Source organism: Amycolatopsis sp. (assembly GCF_035546795.1).
Taxonomy (GTDB): domain Bacteria; phylum Actinomycetota; class Actinomycetes; order Mycobacteriales; family Pseudonocardiaceae; genus Amycolatopsis_E.
The window spans coordinates 94,026-112,240 of record NZ_DASZWC010000014.1 but is presented as its reverse complement, the minus strand read 5'-3'; the positions used below and the strand labels follow the sequence as shown (position 1 = coordinate 112,240).

The 18,215-nt window shown below is 68.0% G+C and carries 18 protein-coding genes and 1 tRNA gene; 12 read left to right on the top strand and 7 right to left on the bottom strand.

Annotated features, from left to right (window positions below):
- From VHD82_RS10715 to VHD82_RS10705, 3 genes are all read left to right on the top strand, one after another.
- Positions 1 to 1,323 (top strand): replication initiator (locus tag VHD82_RS10715; protein WP_325700475.1); only part of this gene is annotated, 1,323 nt, incomplete at its 5' end.
- 21 nt (positions 1,324 to 1,344) lie between these two features.
- Positions 1,345 to 1,563, top strand: a complete 219-nt coding sequence (locus VHD82_RS10710; RefSeq protein ID WP_325700473.1) for a helix-turn-helix domain-containing protein — start codon at positions 1,345 to 1,347, stop codon at positions 1,561 to 1,563.
- The gene (locus VHD82_RS10705) at positions 1,563 to 2,702 is read left to right on the top strand and encodes a site-specific integrase (protein ID WP_325700470.1); all 1,140 of its coding nucleotides are present in this window, start codon (positions 1,563 to 1,565) and stop codon (positions 2,700 to 2,702) included. The genes VHD82_RS10710 and VHD82_RS10705 overlap by 1 nt, the downstream gene beginning before the upstream one ends.
- Before the next feature lie 76 nt (positions 2,703 to 2,778).
- Here VHD82_RS10705 and VHD82_RS10700 read toward each other — a convergent pair.
- A tRNA-Gly gene (locus VHD82_RS10700) sits at positions 2,779 to 2,849 on the bottom strand.
- Positions 2,850 to 2,934: 85 nt separating this feature from the next.
- On the opposite strand from VHD82_RS10700, the gene VHD82_RS10695 reads away from it, so the two are divergent.
- From VHD82_RS10695 to VHD82_RS10685, 3 genes are all read left to right on the top strand, one after another.
- Entirely contained in the window at positions 2,935 to 4,140 is a 1,206-nt protein-coding gene (locus VHD82_RS10695) for an oxygenase MpaB family protein (RefSeq protein WP_325700466.1), read from the top strand.
- Between the two features lie 16 nt (positions 4,141 to 4,156).
- On the top strand, positions 4,157 to 4,738 hold the full coding sequence (gene dcd, locus VHD82_RS10690) for a dCTP deaminase (protein ID WP_325700463.1): 582 nt from the start codon (positions 4,157 to 4,159) through the stop codon (positions 4,736 to 4,738).
- A 107-nt stretch (positions 4,739 to 4,845) separates the two neighbouring features.
- A complete protein-coding gene (locus VHD82_RS10685; protein ID WP_325700460.1) occupies positions 4,846 to 6,267 on the top strand; it encodes a sugar porter family MFS transporter in 1,422 nt (473 codons plus the stop codon).
- Here VHD82_RS10685 and VHD82_RS10680 read toward each other — a convergent pair.
- The 5 genes from VHD82_RS10680 to VHD82_RS10660 form a co-directional block, all read right to left on the bottom strand.
- Positions 6,260 to 7,873, bottom strand: a complete 1,614-nt coding sequence (locus VHD82_RS10680; protein WP_325700458.1) for an acyl-CoA dehydrogenase family protein — start codon at positions 7,871 to 7,873, stop codon at positions 6,260 to 6,262. The genes VHD82_RS10685 and VHD82_RS10680 overlap by 8 nt on opposite strands.
- Entirely contained in the window at positions 7,857 to 8,462 is a 606-nt protein-coding gene (locus VHD82_RS10675; protein ID WP_325700456.1) for a TetR/AcrR family transcriptional regulator, read from the bottom strand. Before VHD82_RS10675 ends, VHD82_RS10680 begins: the two co-directional genes overlap by 17 nt.
- Before the next feature lie 43 nt (positions 8,463 to 8,505).
- Complete coding sequence (locus tag VHD82_RS10670; protein ID WP_325700453.1) at positions 8,506 to 9,504, bottom strand: cation diffusion facilitator family transporter; 999 nt, start codon at positions 9,502 to 9,504, stop codon at positions 8,506 to 8,508.
- Between the two features lie 20 nt (positions 9,505 to 9,524).
- Complete coding sequence (locus VHD82_RS10665) at positions 9,525 to 10,226, bottom strand: DUF742 domain-containing protein (protein ID WP_325700450.1); 702 nt, start codon at positions 10,224 to 10,226, stop codon at positions 9,525 to 9,527.
- 63 nt (positions 10,227 to 10,289) lie between these two features.
- Positions 10,290 to 12,581 carry a (Fe-S)-binding protein gene (locus VHD82_RS10660; RefSeq protein ID WP_325700447.1) on the bottom strand — a complete coding sequence of 764 codons (2,292 nt, stop codon included), beginning with the start codon at positions 12,579 to 12,581 and terminating at the stop codon, positions 10,290 to 10,292.
- A gap of 128 nt (positions 12,582 to 12,709) precedes the next feature.
- Between VHD82_RS10660 and VHD82_RS10655 the strand changes: the two genes are divergently transcribed.
- Genes VHD82_RS10655 through cynS form a run of 3 tightly spaced genes read left to right on the top strand, consistent with a single transcriptional unit; the run spans position 12,710 to position 14,084 of the window.
- Positions 12,710 to 13,036: a DMT family transporter gene (locus tag VHD82_RS10655; protein WP_325700444.1), complete on the top strand. Its 327-nt coding sequence runs from the start codon at positions 12,710 to 12,712 to the stop codon at positions 13,034 to 13,036.
- Positions 13,033 to 13,593 carry a TetR/AcrR family transcriptional regulator gene (locus tag VHD82_RS10650; protein ID WP_325700441.1) on the top strand — a complete coding sequence of 187 codons (561 nt, stop codon included), beginning with the start codon at positions 13,033 to 13,035 and terminating at the stop codon, positions 13,591 to 13,593. The genes VHD82_RS10655 and VHD82_RS10650 overlap by 4 nt, the downstream gene beginning before the upstream one ends.
- Before the next feature lie 47 nt (positions 13,594 to 13,640).
- Positions 13,641 to 14,084, top strand: a complete 444-nt coding sequence (gene cynS / locus VHD82_RS10645) for a cyanase (protein WP_325700438.1) — start codon at positions 13,641 to 13,643, stop codon at positions 14,082 to 14,084.
- 43 nt (positions 14,085 to 14,127) lie between these two features.
- Here the strand turns inward: cynS and VHD82_RS10640 are convergent, their stop codons facing one another.
- Entirely contained in the window at positions 14,128 to 14,670 is a 543-nt protein-coding gene (locus VHD82_RS10640) for a YbhB/YbcL family Raf kinase inhibitor-like protein (protein WP_325700435.1), read from the bottom strand.
- Positions 14,671 to 14,815: 145 nt separating this feature from the next.
- On the opposite strand from VHD82_RS10640, the gene VHD82_RS10635 reads away from it, so the two are divergent.
- The 3 genes from VHD82_RS10635 (at position 14,816) to grpE (ending at position 18,199) form a co-directional block, all read left to right on the top strand.
- Positions 14,816 to 15,478 (top strand): DUF4097 family beta strand repeat-containing protein, encoded by a 663-nt coding sequence (locus VHD82_RS10635; RefSeq protein ID WP_325700432.1) that lies wholly within the window; start codon positions 14,816 to 14,818, stop codon positions 15,476 to 15,478.
- Between the two features lie 169 nt (positions 15,479 to 15,647).
- Positions 15,648 to 17,507, top strand: coding sequence for a molecular chaperone DnaK (dnaK, locus tag VHD82_RS10630; protein ID WP_325700429.1), 1,860 nt, complete (start codon positions 15,648 to 15,650; stop codon positions 17,505 to 17,507).
- Positions 17,504 to 18,199: a nucleotide exchange factor GrpE gene (grpE, locus tag VHD82_RS10625; protein ID WP_325700426.1), complete on the top strand. Its 696-nt coding sequence runs from the start codon at positions 17,504 to 17,506 to the stop codon at positions 18,197 to 18,199. The genes dnaK and grpE overlap by 4 nt, the downstream gene beginning before the upstream one ends.
- Positions 18,200 to 18,215: the final 16 nt, after the last annotated feature.

Here is an 18,215-nt window from a genome sequence, read left to right as displayed (position 1 = left end):
TTGATGACCTTCCGCGCCGATCTGGTCGCGGCGTACCGGAACGCGGTCGACACAGGGGAGGAGGGCCAGGCGGACGATCTGCGCGACCAGATCCGGGGCGTCGACGACGAACTTCGGCAACTCGGCATGCGCGGTCACCTGCCCTCGCCGGATCTGCCGGGGAAGAAGCCTGCCAAGCGGTCGACCAAGCGGCGGCAGGACGCACCCAACCTGCCTCGGCGGAAGGTCACGAAGACCACCGTGGGGCGGGAGTATGCGGGCAAGTTTCGGCCGTCCATGTTCGTCACACTCACCTGCGACACCTACGGACGGGTGCGAGACGACGGCACCCCGGTCGACATGACGACCTACGACTACCGGCGGGCCGCCCGAGACGCGGTGCACTTCTCCTCCTTGGTGGATCGGTGGTGGCAGAACCTGCGCCGGGTCGTCGGGTGGGACGTGCAGTACTTCGCGACTGTCGAGCCGCAGAAACGGGCCGCACCGCACCTGCACACCGCGCTCCGCGGTTCCATTCCGCACGAGGTCATCCGGCAGGTGACGGAGGCGACCTACCACCAGGTGTGGTGGCCCAACCATGACGAGCTGGTCTACAGCGGGGAGCACCTGCCGGTGTGGGACATGCGGTCAAAGTCCTTTGTAGACCCAGATACGCGGGAACCGTTGCGGCAGTGGGAGGACGCGATAGAGGACGTGGAGGAACCTGCGCACGTGGTGACCTTCGGGCGGCAGGCGCACTCGAAGGGGATTCTCGGCGGGACGGAGGAGGCTGGGCGGCACATTGGGTATCTGACGAAGTACCTCACCAAATCCACCGGTGAGGTTCTCGAGGCGTCGACAAATCGGCAGCGGGACCACCACGACCGGCTCCACGCGGAACTGTCGATCACACCATGCAGCCCCAGGTGTGCGGTGTGGCTGCTGTACGGCGTGCAGCCGCTTGGGGCGACGGCGAGGACGACTCCGGGGCACGGCAAGGGCCGGGCACATCGGCGAACCACCCTCGGGCTGCCTGGTCGCCGGGTGCTCGTGTCGCGCAAGTGGTCGGGGAAGTCTTTGGCGGATCACAAGTCTGACCGCAAGGCGTTCGTCCGGGACATGCTCGCGGCCGTCGGGATCGAGAAGCCAGAGGTTGACACCTCGCGCCTGATCTGGCGGAACGTCGCACCCGGTGATCGGGACGCGCCACCGCGGGCTCATCTGCTGATGCGGGCGATCGCGGAGCGGATCACCTGGAAGGCCGAGTACGACCGGGCCCTACTCGCGGCAGCAGGACCACCCGGCGACGGCTCAGAAACTTCGGCAATCCCTTACGCGGCATAAGAACTGAGGAGGACGAGCAACTTGGAGACGCACTACCTGAACGTCGAGCAGGCGGCCGAGTACCTCAACACATCGGTGCGCTTCGTCCGGCGACTGATCGCGGAACGGCGGGTTGCCTTCCACAAGGTCGGGGCGCATGTCCGGCTGGCCGTCGAGGATCTCGAAGCGTTCGTGCTGGCCGGGCGAGTTGAGCCGATCACTCGGGCGTCCGTGCGGCGGGACCTGGGGAGGGCGGCCTGATGCCGAACAGCAAGGGACGGAAGCGACGCTTCGGCAGCATCCGGAAAACCTCGCTGGGCGAGTTCCAAGCGAGCTACCTCGGGCCGGATGGCAGGCGGCATTTCGCTCCACACCGGTTCAAGCGGGAGCGCGATGCTGACCGCTGGCTGAACGGCGTGGAGGCGCTGATCATCGCCGGGGACTGGACCGACCCGGAGCGGGCCAAGGTGACGTTGGGCGAGTACGCGGAGCGGTGGATCAAGGAGCGTCCGGGCCTTCGGCCGCGCACGGTCGAGCTGTACCGCTGGCTCCTGCGCAAGCACGTTATGCCGTACATCGGTGGCGTCGAGCTGCGCAAGCTGTCGGCGGCAACCTTTCGGCAGTGGCGGGCCGATCGACTGGAGGCCGGCGTGTCGGCGTCGGTGCTGGCCAAGTGCTACCGGCTGCTTCGCGGCATCCTCAACACGGCCGTAGATCCGGACGCGATCATCACGAAGAACCCGTGCAAGATCGCGGGCGCCGAGAAGGAGAGCCCCGAGGAACGTCCGCTCGTCACGGTGGCGCAGGTCTTTCAGATCGCCGAGAAGATGCCGGAGCGGTTCGCGGCGATGGTGTTGCTCGCGGCGTTCGGGTCGCTGCGGTACGGCGAAGTGGTCGCGCTGCGGCGGTGCGACGTGGCCGCGGACGGAAGCTGGGTCCGGGTGTCCCGGTCGTTCGGCGAGGTTCCGGGCAAGGGCTTCGTTGCGGGGCCGCCGAAGTCGCGGGCCGGTGTGCGGACGGTGATCCTTCCCGAAGCCATCCGCGGGGAGATCGTGGCCCACCTGAAGACCTTCGTGAAGCCGGACAAGGAGGCCCTGTTGTTCACGCTCGCGGAGTCGGGCAACCCGGTGCGGCGGCCGAACTTCGCGCAGCGCACGAAGTGGACCGAGACGGTGACCAAGCTCGGCCTCAAGGGCGTGCACTTCCACGACTTGCGGCACGCGGGCAACGTGTGGGCGTCCAAGGCCGGTATGTCGACGCGGGACCTCATGGCGCGGATGGGGCACGACGACATGCGGGCCGCGCTGATCTACCAGCGGGCGACCAGCGATGCGGACCGGCTCATTGCGGATCGGCTGTCGAAGTTGGTGGAAGAACACCGGCAGAAGCCCGCCGATTGATGTTGTTGGGATGTTGCTGGAGATAGCAGGAGGGGTGCCTCCCAAGATCGGGTGGCACCCCTTCTGACCTGCGAAGAGCGGATGACGGGAATCGAACCCGCGTATTCAGCTTGGGAAGCTGATGTTCTACCATTGAACTACATCCGCAGCAGCGCAAAGCATACACGCTGCCACCCACCCCCTTCACGCCAGGTGCTTGACGCGTCGGCGGCAACTGACAACACTTGTTGTCATGGAAGACCCCGAGTTGTTTCGCCAGGGTGGGTTCCGGCTTGCGGCGAGGCTGGCCGGGGTCGGGGACATCCGTGGCACCGACGAGCAGATCAAGAGGTTCCGCCGCTTCGCGCAGGCCGAAGATCCGGCGGCGGACGCGGTCGTCGCGATGATCAACCGGATGCCGCCCGGGCACGGACACCGCCTCTTCGGGGAAGCCCTTGAACACGGCATCGAGCACCTGGACAACCCGCCGCCCGAACTGGCGAGCTTCTTCGAGCGCGTCGAGGCCACGCCGTACTGGGTCGATCACGAGCGCATCGAGCGCGGGGCGCGGGCGATCACGCGGACGGGACTACTGGGCCTCTTCCCGCTCGGCGACATGTCGTTGATGGGTGGCTATCTCGCCTCGCGAGCGACGAAACCCCTTGTCGGGACCGGGGAAATCGAGCACATGGCCAGCAGGCGCCTCGTCGAAACCGCCGCGTGGTGGATCGACGTGACGACGCCCGGCAGGCTGCGGCACGGCCAATCCGGCTACGTGTCGGCGCTGCGGGTCCGGCTGGTGCACGCGCACGTCCGCGCGGCGATGAATCGGCGCCAGGACTGGGACTACGAAACCTGGGACAAGCCGGTCAACCAGATCCAGACCACCGGCACCCTTCTCCTCTTCTCCCTCGTCTACGTACTCGGCACCCAGCTCCTCGGCGTGCGCTACACCGAGCGCGAGCGTGGCGACATTCTGCATCTCTGGCGCTACGTCGGGTGGCTGCTCGGCATCGACGACGAGCTGCTCCCGGCCACCGAGCAAGACGCGTGGCGACTCTTGTGGCTGCTCGCCGCCACCGAGTTCATCCCCGACGAGGACTCGAAGCGCCTGGCCAAAGCCCTGCTCGTCACCCACGAAGCAATCGGCTACGGGCGCGGGACGCTCGGCAAGGTGCTCTCGCACGTCTCCGTCCGCGTGCACAGCTCCATCAGCAGGCTCGTGCTGGGCAAGACCAACGCCGACTTCCTCGAGCTGCCCGACGACCCGATCGCCCAGACCGCCGTGGTCACCGCGGCGGCCGTGAACTTCGCCGCCGAGACGGCGCTGCGCTACGTGCCGGGCATCAACAGCCTGCGCGAGGTCATCGGCGGCATCGAGCGCCGCCACTACGTCACCCGCCTCGGCAAGGTGTTCCAGCTCGACCCGACGTACGCCCGGCACATGCGCGCGGCCTGACGGCTAGGGTGTTCGGGTGCTGCTCAGTGACCGTGACCTCCGCAAAGAAGTCGAAGCCGGCAAGCTGGGGATCGACCCGTTCGACTCCGGCATGGTGCAACCGTCGAGTATCGACGTCCGCCTCGACCGTTTCTTCCGGGTGTTCGACAACAGCAAGTACACCCACATCGACCCGTCGCTGCAGCAGGACGAGCTGACCTCGCTGGTGGAAAAGGAGGGCGACGACCCGTTCGTCCTGCACCCCGGCGAGTTCGTGCTCGCCTCCACCTTCGAGCTGGTCAGCCTGCCCGACGACCTGGCCGGACGCCTCGAGGGCAAATCCTCACTCGGCAGGCTCGGGCTGCTCACGCACTCCACGGCCGGCTTCATCGACCCCGGCTTCTCCGGCCACATCACCCTCGAGCTGTCCAACGTGGCAAACCTGCCGATCACCCTGTGGCCTGGTATGAAGATCGGCCAGCTCTGCCTGTTCCGGCTGAGCAGCTCGGCCGAATTCCCGTACGGCTCCGCCGAAGTCGGCTCCCGCTACCAGGGCCAGCGTGGCCCGACGCCGAGCCGCGCCTACCAGAACTTCCACCGCGTGGACACCTGGCGCTGAACCGCACCAACCCGGTGAAACATCTCACCCGGTTGGTCCGGCATGGACTGGACCATTCCCGGGTTTACTCCGATTGGACGTAAGAGTCGGAGCAAGGGAGCAGGGTCGTGAGCTCAACGACGACCGGGGATCGTGCCGGTCAACAACATCTGGCCCACGTGGTGTTCATCGCCGGGGCGGCCGCGGTCGGAGGCTTCCTGTTCGGCTACGACAGTTCGAACATCAACGGCGCCGTACTCGGTATCCAGCACCACTTCCAGGTCGGCGACGGGGTGACCGGGCTGACCGTGTCCAGCGCGCTGATCGGGTCCGCGGTCGGCGCGTGGTTCGGCGGGCTGCTGTCCGACCGGATCGGGCGCATCCGCACGATGCAGCTGGCCGCGGTGCTGTTCCTGGTCAGCGCGGTCGGCGCGATGTTCCCGTTCAGCGTGTGGGACCTGGCGATCTGGCGGGTGATCGGCGGCATCGCGATCGGGGTCGCCTCGGTGATCGGCCCGGCCTACATCGCCGAGGTCGCGCCGCCGGCCTATCGCGGCAGGCTGGCGTCACTGCAGCAACTCGCCATCGTGCTCGGCATCGGGGTCTCGGCGCTGGTCAACTGGGTCATCAAGGCCTTCGCGCCTACCGGCGCCGACGGTTCGCACGACCTCAACAGCTCACTCGGCGGACTTGAGGCCTGGCAGTGGATGCTCGGCGCCGCCGCCGTGCCGGCGATCGTCTACTTCGTACTCGCCTCGATCATTCCCGAGTCGCCGCACTACCTGCTGTCCATCGGCAAGACCGAGCGCGCGCGCAAGGTGCTGGCCGAAGTCGAGGGCGGTGACGTGGACGCCAAGCTGGCGGACCTCCAGCGCGGGCTGCGCACCGAGAAGAAGTCGCGGGTGCGTGACCTCGTCGGCGGGAAGCTGGGCCTGCTGCCGATCGTCTGGGTCGGTATCGCGCTGGCGGTGTTCCAGCAGTTCGTCGGCATCAACGTGATCTTCTACTACTCGGACACGCTGTGGCACTCGGTCGGCCAGAACACCGACTCGCTGCTGATCTCGATGGTCAGCCCGGTGATCAACATCATCGGTACCTTCATCGCCATCGCCTTCATCGACAAGGTCGGCCGGAAACCGTTGCTGCTCATCGGTTCCGTCGGCATGACGATCGGGCTCGCGGTCGCCGCGATCGCGTTCGGCAACGCGCGGCAGGTGAACGGAGACCTGACTCTGCCAGGTGCGTGGGGACCGATCGCGCTGGTGTTCGCGAACCTCTTCGTGATCTCGTTCGCGCTGTCCTGGGGCGTCATCCTGTGGGTGATGCTGGGCGAGATGTTCCCGCTGCGCATCCGCAGCGCCGCGCTGGCCGTCGGCACCGCCGCGAACTGGGTCGCCAACTGGGTGGTCACGGTCAGCTTCCCGAGCATGGCCGACTGGAACCTCTCGATGACGTACTGGATCTACGCCGCCTTCGCGGTGCTCTCGATCCCGTTCGCGCTGAAGTTCGTCCGCGAGACCAAGGGCACCGCGATCGAGGACGTCAGCTGACGCGGGCCCGCTCGACGACCGCCTTCGTGTCCACTGTGGACGGCAAGGTGCCGAAGGCGATGCCCCAGTCGCCGCCGAGGCGGGACGCGCAGAAGGCGTCCGCCACGGCGGCCGGGGCGTAGCGCACGAGCAGCGAACCCTGCAGTACCAACGCCATCGACTCGACCAGCCGCCGGGCGCGGTACTGGATGTCGTCGAGATCGGCCAGTTCCTTGCGGACCCGGCCGATCGCGTCGTCCAGCCGGGAGTCCGCCCCGGCGGCGAGGTCGACCTCGCCGAAGAACGCCTCCACGGACTCGGGCTGCTTACCCATCGCGCGCAGTGCGTCGAGCGCGGCGACGTTGCCCGAGCCCTCCCAGATCGACAGCAACGGCGCCTCACGGTACAGCCGGGGCATCCCGGATTCCTCGACGTAACCGTTGCCGCCCAAGCATTCCAGCGCTTCCGCAGTATGCGCGGCGCCGCGTTTGCACACCCAGTACTTCGTCACCGCGAGCGCCAGCCGGCGGAACGGGAGCTCGTCGGGGTCACCCGTCGCGGCGGCGAGCCGCATCGCGACCGTGGTCGCGGCCTCGGATTCGACCACCAGATCGGCCAGCACGTTGGCCATCGCGGGCTGGTCGATCAGGTTCGCGCCGAACGCGCGGCGGTGCGCGGCGTGGTGCGTCGCGAGCACAACCCCTTGGCGCATCAGGGAAGTACTGCCGAGCACGCAGTCGAGCCGGGTGTTGTTGACCATCTCGATGATGGTCTGCACCCCGCGCCCCTCCTCGCCGACGAGCCAGCCGACGGCGCCGTCGTACTCGATTTCGGACGAGGCGTTGGACTTGTTGCCGAGCTTGTCCTTCAAGCGCTGCAAGAAGATCCGGTTGCGCGCACCGTCGGGCAGCACGCGCGGCAGCAGGAAACAGGACAACCCGCCGGGCGCCTGCGCCAGCGTCAGGAACAGGTCCGACATCGGCGCCGACGTGAACCACTTGTGCCCGGTGAGCATGTAACTGCCGTCCCCGGCCGGCTTCGCCGTGGTGGTGTTCGCGCGGACGTCCGAACCGCCCTGCTTCTCTGTCATCGACATGCCGGCGATGAGCCCGCGTTTGGTGGTTGGCACGCGCAGCCCGAAGTCGTACTCGGGCGACGCGAGTAGCGGCTCGTACGTCGCGGCCAGTTCGGGGCTGAAGCGCAGTGCCGGAATTGCCGCGTAGGTCATGGAAATCGGGCAGACGTGGCCGCCTTCCGCCTGGTTCCACACCAGCACCTTCGCGGCCCGCGCGGCGTGCGCGCCCGGGCGTTCGTCGCGCCACGGCGCCGCGTGCAGACCGTGCCGCACCGCGACGGTCATCAGCTCGTGCCAGTACGGATGGAACTCGACCTCGTCGATGCGGTGCCCGTAGCGGTCGTGGGTGTGCAGGACCGGCGGGTTCTCGTTGACCACCCGGCCCCATTCCTGCCCCTGCGCGCTGCCGGCGAGCCTGCCCAGCTCGTGCACCTCGTCCTCGGCCCAACCCGCACCGGCCCGGTGCAGGCCGTCGAGCAGGGCCGCGTCGCCGGCGACGTCGTAGTCGACGAGCGGCGGGGCCTGGTTGGTGACCTCATGGGTGTCGGACATCGGAACCTCCCAAAGCGCGCAGGATGAAGGTGCGCAATCCGGCGACTGCGCCGCTGTTGTTCGTGGTCAACGGACCGATCAGGATTTCCGCCGCCGCGCCGACGAGCGCGGCCGCGGTAAGCGCGGCGTCCTGCGAAGGCAGCAGCCCGGCGCGGACGCCTTCGCCGATGTGACGGGCAACGAGGTCGCGGAACACCTGACGGAACACGATGCGCTCGGCCTCCACCGGCGCATCGACCGGCTCCGCGAGCAGGGCGTACGCGCGGCGGGGCGCTTTCAGCGCACGGTTGGCGAAGGTCTCGAACACCGCGGTGACCCGCTCGACCGGATCACCGGGCAGCTCGGCGGCCTTCGTGACAGCCTCGACCTCGCGGTTCACCACCCCGCGAAACAGCTCCACGACCAGCTCGACCTTGCCGGGGAAATGCCGGTACACGCTGCCCGTGGCTATTCCGGCCTTGTCGGCGACGGCCGCGACGGAACAGCCGGCGTAGCCGCGCTCGGCGAGCAGCTCGGCGGCGGCGTCGAGGATCGCCATGCGCTGGGCGTCCAGGCGCGCCTGCACCTGCGGGGTCCGTCGGTAGGGCACTCAAGCAGTGAACCACTGGTTCACTGCTTCACGCAAGCGCGGCTCAGGGCGTATCGCCGAACTTCGAGGCGTCCTTTCCGTACCTGGCCAGCACCGCCGCGCGCAGGTCCGAATCGGTGCGCGGCACCGGCTCGATGAACACCTCCGCCACGTCGCTGTAGGTCTCGTGCAGCTCCGAAGCCAGCCGCACGCACGCCCGTTCCACATCGGCCGCGCCGAGCGAATCGTCGAAGTCCACCCGCGCGCACACGAGGATCTGGTCGGTGCCCAGCAGCATCGTCTGCAGGTCGACCACCACCTCGATCTCCGGCGCACCGGCCAGCAACTCACGAATCCCGCCCACCACAACGGGATCCGCCTGCCTGCCGATCAGCAGCCCCAGGTTGGTCCGGCCGAGGTTGTAGGCGACGAACACGAGCAGCAGACCGATGGTGATCGACGCGAGCCCGTCCCACAGGCTCGAACCCGTGAGCTGGTGCAGCAGCAGCCCGGCGAACGCGAGCACCAGCCCGACAAGCGCCGCGGAATCCTCGAAGAACACCGACTTCGGCGCGGGGTCGTCGACCAGCCGCAGGTACTGGCGGATCGACCGGTTCTGCTCACGGGCCTCGCCGCGCACCTGCCGCACCGCCTGCGTCCAGGAAACGCCCTCCATCAGGAAGGCCAGGATCAGCACGATGTAGCCGACGAGCGGGTTCGACTGCTCCTGCGGCTCCCCGAAGACCGTGGAAAAGCCTTCGTAGAAGGAGAACATCGCGCCCGAGGCGAAGATGGAGACCGCGGCGAGCAGGCACCAGAAGTAGCGTTCCTTGCCGTAGCCGAAGGGATGCACCCGGTCCGCGGGCCTCGCGGAGCGGCGTAACGCGGTCAGCAGCAGGATTTCGGTGATGGTGTCGGCGACGGAATGCGCGGCTTCGGAAAGCAGCGCCCCGGAGCCGGTGATGACCCCGGCAACCGCTTTCATCACCGCGATCGCCAAATTGACGGCCCCCGCCAGCACTACTGTGACAGTGCTCTCACCATTCGGCTCTTCGTCGTTCACCCGGCGATCCTAGAGCGCGGCTAAAGGCGTTGCAGACCGTCCAGAACGCGCCGCATCAGGTTCATCGGGGGCCTGCCCTCCGCGGTGCGCGCGGTGCCGTGGATGTGCAACAGGCCCAGCTCTGCCATGTCGGACAACAGAACCCGGGCGACGCCGAGCGGCATGGCCAGCCCCGCAGCGACCTCGGCGACCGACTGCGGTACCGCGCACAACGCGCGCACTGGCTGGTATTCGGAGTTCAGGGCCGGGCCGCTCCAGCGGGCGTCCGCGCGCAGCGAGACCATCGTCTCCAGCGCCAGCTCGTAGGCCGACTGGGTGCGCCCCTTGGTGAGCACGTACGGCCGCACGCGCGGGCCGTCGTCCTCCTGCTCGAACTGCTCGGGCGGGCGGGGCCGTGGACGCGGGCTGGGTACCGGCTGGGGCGGGGGCTCCGGCTGCGCCACAGGCTCCGGCGGCTCGTCCTCGGCATAGCGTCCGAGCTGGCGTTCTGTAGGGAACCGCGCCCCGGACGGACGCTCGGGATACCGCTTTTCGAGCGCGGGCCCGGGGGCCAGCTGTTCGTCGGCGTACTTCTCGAGCTGCTTGGCAGAGGGGAAACGAGCCCCGGCACGGACGACGACCGGTTCCTCGGCCGAATTTCCTTCGGCGGGAAAGCCCATGTCTTCGCCCCCGTTCACGCAGGTCAGGTGTTTCTCGCCGACGACCTTGGCACGCGAGGTCACCAGGATAACCCGCTTGTCGAGTCCCACCGGAGCCCCGAAAGCGGGACTCCGGCAGGAAATCGTCTACTTGTCTTCCTCCGGCAACGGCGTACCGGTGGACACCTTGTCCGTCGGCGTGTCCGCTTCCAGCGGGTCGGACCCGGACTCGGGCAGCTCCGTCGACGCCGCTTCCGGCACTGGCTGTGGCCGCCGTTTGACCGACTGCAGCAGCAGCTGCGAGACGTCCACGACTTCGACCTTCTCGCTGGCGATCCCGTCGTTCTGGCGGGCGGTCACGCCGTCGGTCAGCATGACCCGGCAGAACGGGCAGCCGGTGGCGATCTTCGACGGCGCGGTGCCCAGTGCCTCGTCGACGCGGTCGATGTTGATCCGCTTGCCGATCTTCTCTTCCATCCACATCCGGGCACCACCGGCGCCACAGCACATCGACCTGTCGCCGTGCCGCGGCATTTCGCGGAACTGCGCGCCCGAAGCACCGACCAGCTCACGCGGCGCCTCGTAGATCTTGTTGTGCCGACCCAGGTAGCAGGGGTCGTGGTAGGTGACGTCGTCGGCGATCGGGGCGACCGGCACCAGCCGCTTCTCCCGCACCAGCCGGTTCAGCAGCTGCGTGTGGTGCACGACCTCGTACTGGCCGCCCAGCTCCGGGTACTCGTTGGCGAGCGTGTTGAAGCAGTGCGCACAGGTGACGACGATCTTGCGCTCGAGCGGCGGCCGGTCCTCGAACACCGAGTTGAGCACCTCGACGTTCTGCTGCGCCAGCATCTGGAACAGGAACTCGTTGCCGGCGCGGCGGGCCGGGTCACCGGTGCAGGACTCCTCCGGGCCGAGCACGGTGTACTTGACGTCGGCCAGGTGCAGCAGCTCCGCGACCGCACGGGTGGTCTTCTTCGCGCGGTCCTCGAAGGCGCCCGCACAACCGACCCAGAACAGGTACTCGGCGTCGCCCAGTTCGCCCTCGAACACCGGCACCTCGAAGTCGAGGTCCTCGGCCCAGGCGAGGCGGTCCTTGGCGTTCTGGCCCCACGGATTGCCCTTGTTCTCCAGGTTCTTGAACATCCCGTTGAGCTCGGTCGGGAAGTTCGACTCGATCATCACCTGGTACCGGCGCATGTCGACGATGTGGTCGACGTGCTCGATGTCCACCGGGCACTGCTCGACGCAGGCACCGCAGGAGGTGCACGACCACAGCACGTCGGGGTCGATCACGCCGCCGTCTTCCGCGGTGCCGACCAGCGGGCGCTCGGACTCGGCCAGCGCCAGCACGTCGATCCCGGCGTGCGGGTTGTCGCCGGTCAGGCCGATCTCGTCACCGGCCATGTCGCGCCTGCCGCCGGCCAGCAGGTACGGCGCCTTGGCGTAGGCGTGGTCCCGCAGCTGCGTGATGAGCAGCTTGGGGGACAACGGTTTCCCGGTGTTCCAGGCCGGGCACTGGGACTGGCAGCGACCGCATTCGGTGCAGGTGGTGAAGTCCAGCCAGCCCTTCCAGCTGAAGTCCTCCACCGCGCCGGCGCCGAAGACGTCCTTCTCCGGGTCGGCCTCTTCGAAGTCCAACGGCTTGCCTGCGCTCATCATCGGCTTGAGCGCGCCGAGCGCGACGCCGCCGTCCTTCTCACGCTTGAAGTAGATGTTGAAGAACGCGCTGAACCGGTGCCACGCCACGCCCATGGTGAGCTTGCGGCCGACCACGATCAGCCAGACCATCCCGGACAGCAGCTTGATCAGCGCGGTGATCGTGACCGCCGCGGTGCTCGACGGCAGCAGCTCGGCGATGCCCTTGGTGGCGAAGCTGCTCCACCACGACGGGTCCTCGATGCCGCTGGAGATCTTGAACGCCTTCACCCCGAGGATGCCGAGCCCCTCGATGATGACCACGGCCTCGACGAAGTAGGCCTGCCCGAAGTTCGAGCCCTGGAACCGGGACTGCCGGTCGGCACGGCGCGGGTGGTTGCGCTGCCGGATGATCGCCAGCGCGATCCCGCCGATCACGGTGCCGAGGCCGAGCAGTTCGGTGAGCAGCAGCCAGGGCTGCCACGCGCCGATGATCGGCCAGTGGAACTCGGGGTCGAACGTCTCGCCGTAGGCCTCGAACCAGGCCAGCGACCCGATCAGGAAGCCCCACATGACCATCCAGTGCCACGGGCCGACGTGCCGGAACTTGTTCATCCGCGTATGCGCGGCGAACTCCTTGATCAACGTCGTGATGCGTGGGCCGAACGGGCCGTTGCGGGTGGGGTCGGGCTGTCCAAGGCGAATGATGCGCACCATCCGCCAGACGCCGGCGACGAACATGATCCAAGCGACAATGCTTATGGCGACGCCGATCACACCGAGCGTGATCTGCAGAGCACCCATGATCGGGGCCTTTCGTCCAATGTGTGGTGGTTGAACCGGAGCGTAACGGCTCTTACCGGTGGGTAACCAATCGACGTGACGTACAACTCGCTGGTTACCGGGACGATCGTTCAGGTACTTTGGCGGTTGTGTCCGCTTATCTGCTGCTCGCGTTGGCGATCGCCGCCGAGGTCACCGGGACCGTCTCGCTGAAGCTCTCCGAGGGTTTCTCGAAACTCGGCCCGTCGATCGTCGTGGTCCTCGGATACGGGGTCGCCTTCGTGGCGTTGTCCGTCGTACTGAAGATGGGCCTGCCGATCGGCGTGGCCTACGCGATCTGGGCCGCCGCCGGGGTGGCGGCGGTCGCGCTCGTCGGGGTGGTCTTCCTGCACGAGCGAATCAATCTCACCATGGTCGGCGGGATCGCGCTGGTGATCGGCGGTGTCGTACTGATCGAACTGGGGTCGGCGCAGTGAAGGCGCAGCGCGACGGACGCAAGGCCCGCGGCGACCGGCGGCGGCAGGAGATCATCGACGCCACCCTGCGCGTGATCGAACGGGACGGCGTCGCGGGCGTCACGCACCGCACCGTCGCCGCCGAAGCCGGCGTACCCACCACGTCCACGACGTATCACTTCGCAAGCCTCAACGACCTGCTGATCGCGACGCTCATCTCGTGCGCGAAGGACATGGCCACCGAGGTCTACTGGATGATCGACCGCGCCCGCTCGCGGGGCAGCCTCGGCGCGGACGAGGTGGCCGGCCTGCTCGCCGAAGCGCTCGGCCCGCGGCGCGGCCGCACCATGGCGGAGTACGAGCTGTACCTGCTGGCCGCGCGGCGCCCGGAGCTGCGCCCGGCCGCCCGGCGCTGGCTGGACGTGCTCACGTCGATGGTCCGCCCGGACGACCTGGTGGCGCTGCGGGCTTTTCTCGCCGGTATCGACGGCCTGCTGATCCAGGGGCTGATCGACGACGAGCCACCGGCGGCCGAGGAACTGAGGCCGGTGGTCGAGTACCTGCTCCGGCCGCGCTGAGATCTCCGCAAACCGCCGGTAACACTTGCCGGGCACAATGCCCTGGCATGACAAGTAAGAAAGAAGCGAGCGACGCCGTGCTCGCCGCGAAGGTGCGGCTCGGACTGAGCTGGGCCGACCTCGCCGAGGCCGTCGGCGCCCCACTGGCGTGGACCACTGCGGCGCTGCTCGGCCAGCACCCGATGAGCAAGGAGCGCGCGAGCAAGGCCGCCGACATCCTCGAACTGCCCGCGGACGTGGAGACGGCGTTGCAGCTGCAGCCCACCCGGGGCGCGCTCGACGCGGCGGTGCCGACGGATCCGACGATCTACCGCTTCTACGAGGTGCTCCAGGTCTACGGCCCGACCATCAAGGAGCTCATCCACGAACAGTTCGGCGACGGGATCATGAGCGCCATCAACTTCCGGATGAACGTCGAGCGGGTGCCGGACCCGGCAGGCGACCGCGTGGTGGTGACACTGGACGGGAAGTTCCTGCCGTACCAGTGGTGAACCCCCGGGGCGCCTTCCCTGCGCGGGAAGGCGCCCCGCCTGCTCAGCCCTTGTTCTCGTAGATCGTCGTGATCGTCGCGCGCGCGAGCGTGTGCGAGAAGAGGTTGAAGCCGAGGAACGCGGGCGTGGCCTCGGCGGGAATGTCGAGCGACTCGACGCCGACGGCGTGCACCACGAAGTAGTAGCGGTGCGGGCCGTGCCCCGGCGGCGGGGCGGCACCGAGGAACTGCTTGACCCCGCCGTCGTTGGTCAAGGTCACCGCACCCGAAGGCAGCCCCGAGCCGTTGGCGTCACCGGCGCCGGTGGGCAGTTCGGTCACCGAGGCGGGGATGTTGAACACCGCCCAGTGCCAGAAACCGCTCGCGGTGGGGGCATCCGGGTCGTAACAGGTGACGGCGAAGCTCTTCGTCTCGGCCGGGAAGCCCTCCCACGCCAGGTGCGGGGAGCGGTCCTCGCCACCGGGCACGCCGAAGATCCCGCTCAGGTGCGGGGCCGCCAACGTCTCGCCGTCGGCGACGTCGTTGCTTCGCACCGTGAAGCCGGGCACTGCGGGCAGAAAGTCGTAGGGGTTGGGCGGCTGGGCCATCAATCCTCCTCGGAGCGCGAAAAGGGACGCCTCGAAGACTAGGTAGGGGGAACCTCAGGGGCGAACCGGGGGCGTTCCCTGATGTCCCCGGATACGCGTGCGCCTTAGCGTCTTCCGCACAGCAAATTTGCCTGGGGAGGACGCAATGGGAAGGCCAGCGCTGGCGATCGGCGGGATCGCACTGATCGGCGCCGGCGTGGCCATCGCCGTCGGCTGGTGGTGGCCCACGTCGGCACGCGAGGACCGGCAGGTCACGGTGCAGGTGTCGAGCGTGCAGCTCGATGTCCGCTCCGACGACGTGCACGTCCGCGCGGAGGACGTCGCCACCACGACGGTGCACCAGGAATTCCGGTACCACGGCGGCAAACCCGCGGACGCCTTCCACGTCGAGGGCGGTCGGCTCGTGCTGACCGGCTGTGGCTCCGACTGCAGCGTCGAGTACGACATCGTCGTGCCCCGCGGCACCACGATGAGCGGGCACAGCACCTCCGGTGACGTCACCGTGGAGGGCCTCGCCGCGACGGACGTGACCACTACCTCCGGCGAGATCCACCTGCTGGACGCCGCCGGGACGGTGCAGGCGCAGGCGAGTTCCGGCGACGTCACGGTCGTCGCTCGCGTCGCATCGGACGTGCACGTGGAAACCACCAGCGGCGACGTGCAGGTGACCGTGCCGAACGACCACTACCGGGTAAGGATCGACACGTCCAGTGGCGACCAGCGGATCGGCATCCCGAGCGATCCGGCGGGCACCCATCTGCTGGATCTGCAGGCCACCAGCGGGGATGTTTCGGTCACTCCGGCGTAGCCGGGAACAAGCCCGCGAACCCGGTCGTTAGACTGGCAGAAAGGTTGAGCGCCCCCGGCTCAAGTCTGGTTTGACGCCAGGCGCGGGTCCGAGATAGAACTTGAGTGTGCCCCACTCAGGACGGGCGCAACACCGCAGCTCAAGCAGCGTATCAACAGGAGGAAAGAACATGGCGCGAGCGGTCGGCATCGACCTCGGCACGACCAACTCGGTCGTAGCTGTCCTTGAGGGCGGCGAGCCGACGGTCATCGCCAACTCCGAAGGATCCCGGACCACCCCGTCGATCGTCGCCTTCGCCAAGAACGGCGAAGTGCTGACCGGCCAGCCGGCGAAGAACCAGGCCGTGACGAACGTGGACCGCACCATCCGGTCCGTGAAGCGGCACATCGGCACCGACTGGAAGACCGAGATCGACGGCAAGGCCTACACCGCGCAGGAGATCAGCGCCCGGGTGCTGATGAAGCTCAAGCGCGACGCGGAGTCCTACCTCGGTGAGGAGATCACCGACGCGGTCATCACCGTCCCGGCGTACTTCGAGGACGCGCAGCGGCAGGCCACCAAGGAGGCCGGCCAGATCGCGGGCCTGAACGTGCTCCGCATCGTCAACGAGCCCACCGCCGCGGCGCTGGCCTACGGCCTGGACAAGGGCGAGAAGGAACAGACCATCCTGGTCTTCGACCTCGGTGGCGGTACGTTCGACGTCTCCCTGCTGGAGATCGGCGAGGGTGTCGTCGAGGTCCGCGCCACCAGTGGTGACAACCACCTCGGTGGTGACGACTGGGACCAGCGCATCGTCGACTGGCTGGTGGACAAGTTCAAGGCGTCCAACGGTATCGACCTGACCAAGGACCGGATGGCGCTGCAGCGCATCCGCGAGGCGGCCGAGAAGGCGAAGATCGAGCTGTCCAGCTCGTCCAGCGCCAGCATCAACCTGCCCTACATCACGGTCGACGCGGACAAGAACCCGCTCTTCCTCGACGAGACGCTGTCTCGCGCGGAGTTCCAGCGGATCACCTCCGACCTGCTCGACCGCACCAAGGCGCCGTTCAACAACGTCATCCGTGACGCGGGCATCTCGGTCGGCCAGATCGACCACGTGGTGCTCGTCGGTGGTTCCACCCGGATGCCGGCCGTCGCCGAGCTGGTCAAGGAGCTGACCGGCGGCCGCGAGCCGAACAAGGGCGTGAACCCGGACGAGGTCGTCGCCGTCGGTGCCGCCCTGCAGGCCGGTGTGCTCAAGGGTGAGGTCAAGGACGTCCTGCTGCTCGACGTGACCCCGCTGTCGCTGGGCATCGAGACCAAGGGCGGGGTGTTCACCAAGCTCATCGAGCGCAACACCACGATCCCGACCAAGCGCAGCGAGATCTTCTCCACCGCGGACGACAACCAGCCCTCGGTGCAGATCCAGGTCTTCCAGGGTGAGCGCGAGATCGCGGCGCAGAACAAGAAGCTCGGCATGTTCGAGTTGACCGGGCTGCCCCCGGCCCCGCGTGGCGTGCCGCAGATCGAGGTCACCTTCGACATCGACGCCAACGGCATCGTGCACGTGACCGCGAAGGACCTCGGCACCAACAAGGAACAGTCGATGACGATCACCGGTGGCTCCGCGCTGCCGAAGGACGACATCGAGCGCATGGTCAGGGACGCCGAGGAGCACGCGGAGGAGGACAGGCAGCGCCGCGAGGAAGCGGAGACCCGCAACCAGGCGGAGACGCTGGTCTACCAGACCGAGAAGTTCGTCAAGGACAACGACGACAAGCTGCCCGAGGACATCAAGGGCAAGGTCAAGACCGCGATCGACGAGGCCAACGAGGCGCTCAAGGGCACCGACACCGCGAAGATCTCCGAGGCGATCGAGAAATTGAACACCGCTTCGCAGGAGCTGGGCACGGCGCTGTACGCGAACGCTCAGCAGGCTGGTGGCGCCGATGGCGCCGCGGGTGCGGGTGCCGGCGAGCAGGCCGGTGACTCGGCCAAGGCCGACGACGTGGTGGACGCCGAGATCGTGGACGAGGACGAGAAGAAGTGACCGGCAAGCATTCGCGTGACACCGAGGAACAGGAACGGGAGGTAGTCGAGCCTGTGGTGGTGCGAGACCGCCGCAAGATCGACCCGCTGACCGGCCAGGTTCGCACGCCGGAGCAGGCGCCCGAGGAGGTCAAGGAGACCCCCTCGGGGCCGAGCCTCGGCGAGTCCATTGTGGACGACTCGGTCGGCGTTCAGTCCGATGTGGAGAAGCAGCTCGCCGAGCGCACCGCTGATCTGCAGCGGCTGCAGGCGGAGTACGCCAACTACCGCAAGCGGGTCGACCGCGACCGCGAGGCAGTGGTCAACGGCGCGAAGGCGTCGGTGGTCAACGACCTGCTGCCGCTCCTGGACGACCTGGAGCGGGCCGAGCAGCACGGTGACCTCACCGGTGCGTTCAAGGCGGTCGGCGAGAAGCTCGTCGCGGGCCTGCAGCGGGCCGGGCTCGAGGCGTTCGGCGCGGAGGGCGAGCCCTTCGACCCGAGCGTGCACGAGGCGGTGCAGCACAGCACCTCCCCGGACGTGGCCGGCCCGACGGTGACAACGGTGCTGCGCCGTGGTTACCGCTTCGGCGAGCGGACGTTGCGCGCGGCGCTGGTCGGGGTGACCGATCACGAGCCGGCTGCCCAGCCGGTCGACTCGCCGGTCGAGGGTGAACTGCCGGTGGAGCAACTGTCGGATGAGAACAACGGTTAATGAGCGTGAGGGGAGG

Excerpts from the sequence above, each read along its gene's own strand:
- VHD82_RS10705 (WP_325700470.1), top strand. The coding sequence starts at position 1,563 with ATGCCGAACAGCAAGGGACGGAAGCGACGCTTCGGCAGCATCCGGAAA.
- VHD82_RS10695 (WP_325700466.1), top strand. The coding sequence starts at position 2,935 with ATGGAAGACCCCGAGTTGTTTCGCCAGGGTGGGTTCCGGCTTGCGGCG.
- VHD82_RS10680 (WP_325700458.1), bottom strand. The coding sequence starts at position 7,873 with ATGTCCGACACCCATGAGGTCACCAACCAGGCCCCGCCGCTCGTCGAC.
- VHD82_RS10660 (WP_325700447.1), bottom strand. The coding sequence starts at position 12,581 with ATGGGTGCTCTGCAGATCACGCTCGGTGTGATCGGCGTCGCCATAAGC.
- cynS (WP_325700438.1), top strand. The coding sequence starts at position 13,641 with ATGACAAGTAAGAAAGAAGCGAGCGACGCCGTGCTCGCCGCGAAGGTG.
- VHD82_RS10640 (WP_325700435.1), bottom strand. The coding sequence starts at position 14,670 with ATGGCCCAGCCGCCCAACCCCTACGACTTTCTGCCCGCAGTGCCCGGC.
- VHD82_RS10635 (WP_325700432.1), top strand. The coding sequence starts at position 14,816 with ATGGGAAGGCCAGCGCTGGCGATCGGCGGGATCGCACTGATCGGCGCC.
- dnaK (WP_325700429.1), top strand. The coding sequence starts at position 15,648 with ATGGCGCGAGCGGTCGGCATCGACCTCGGCACGACCAACTCGGTCGTA.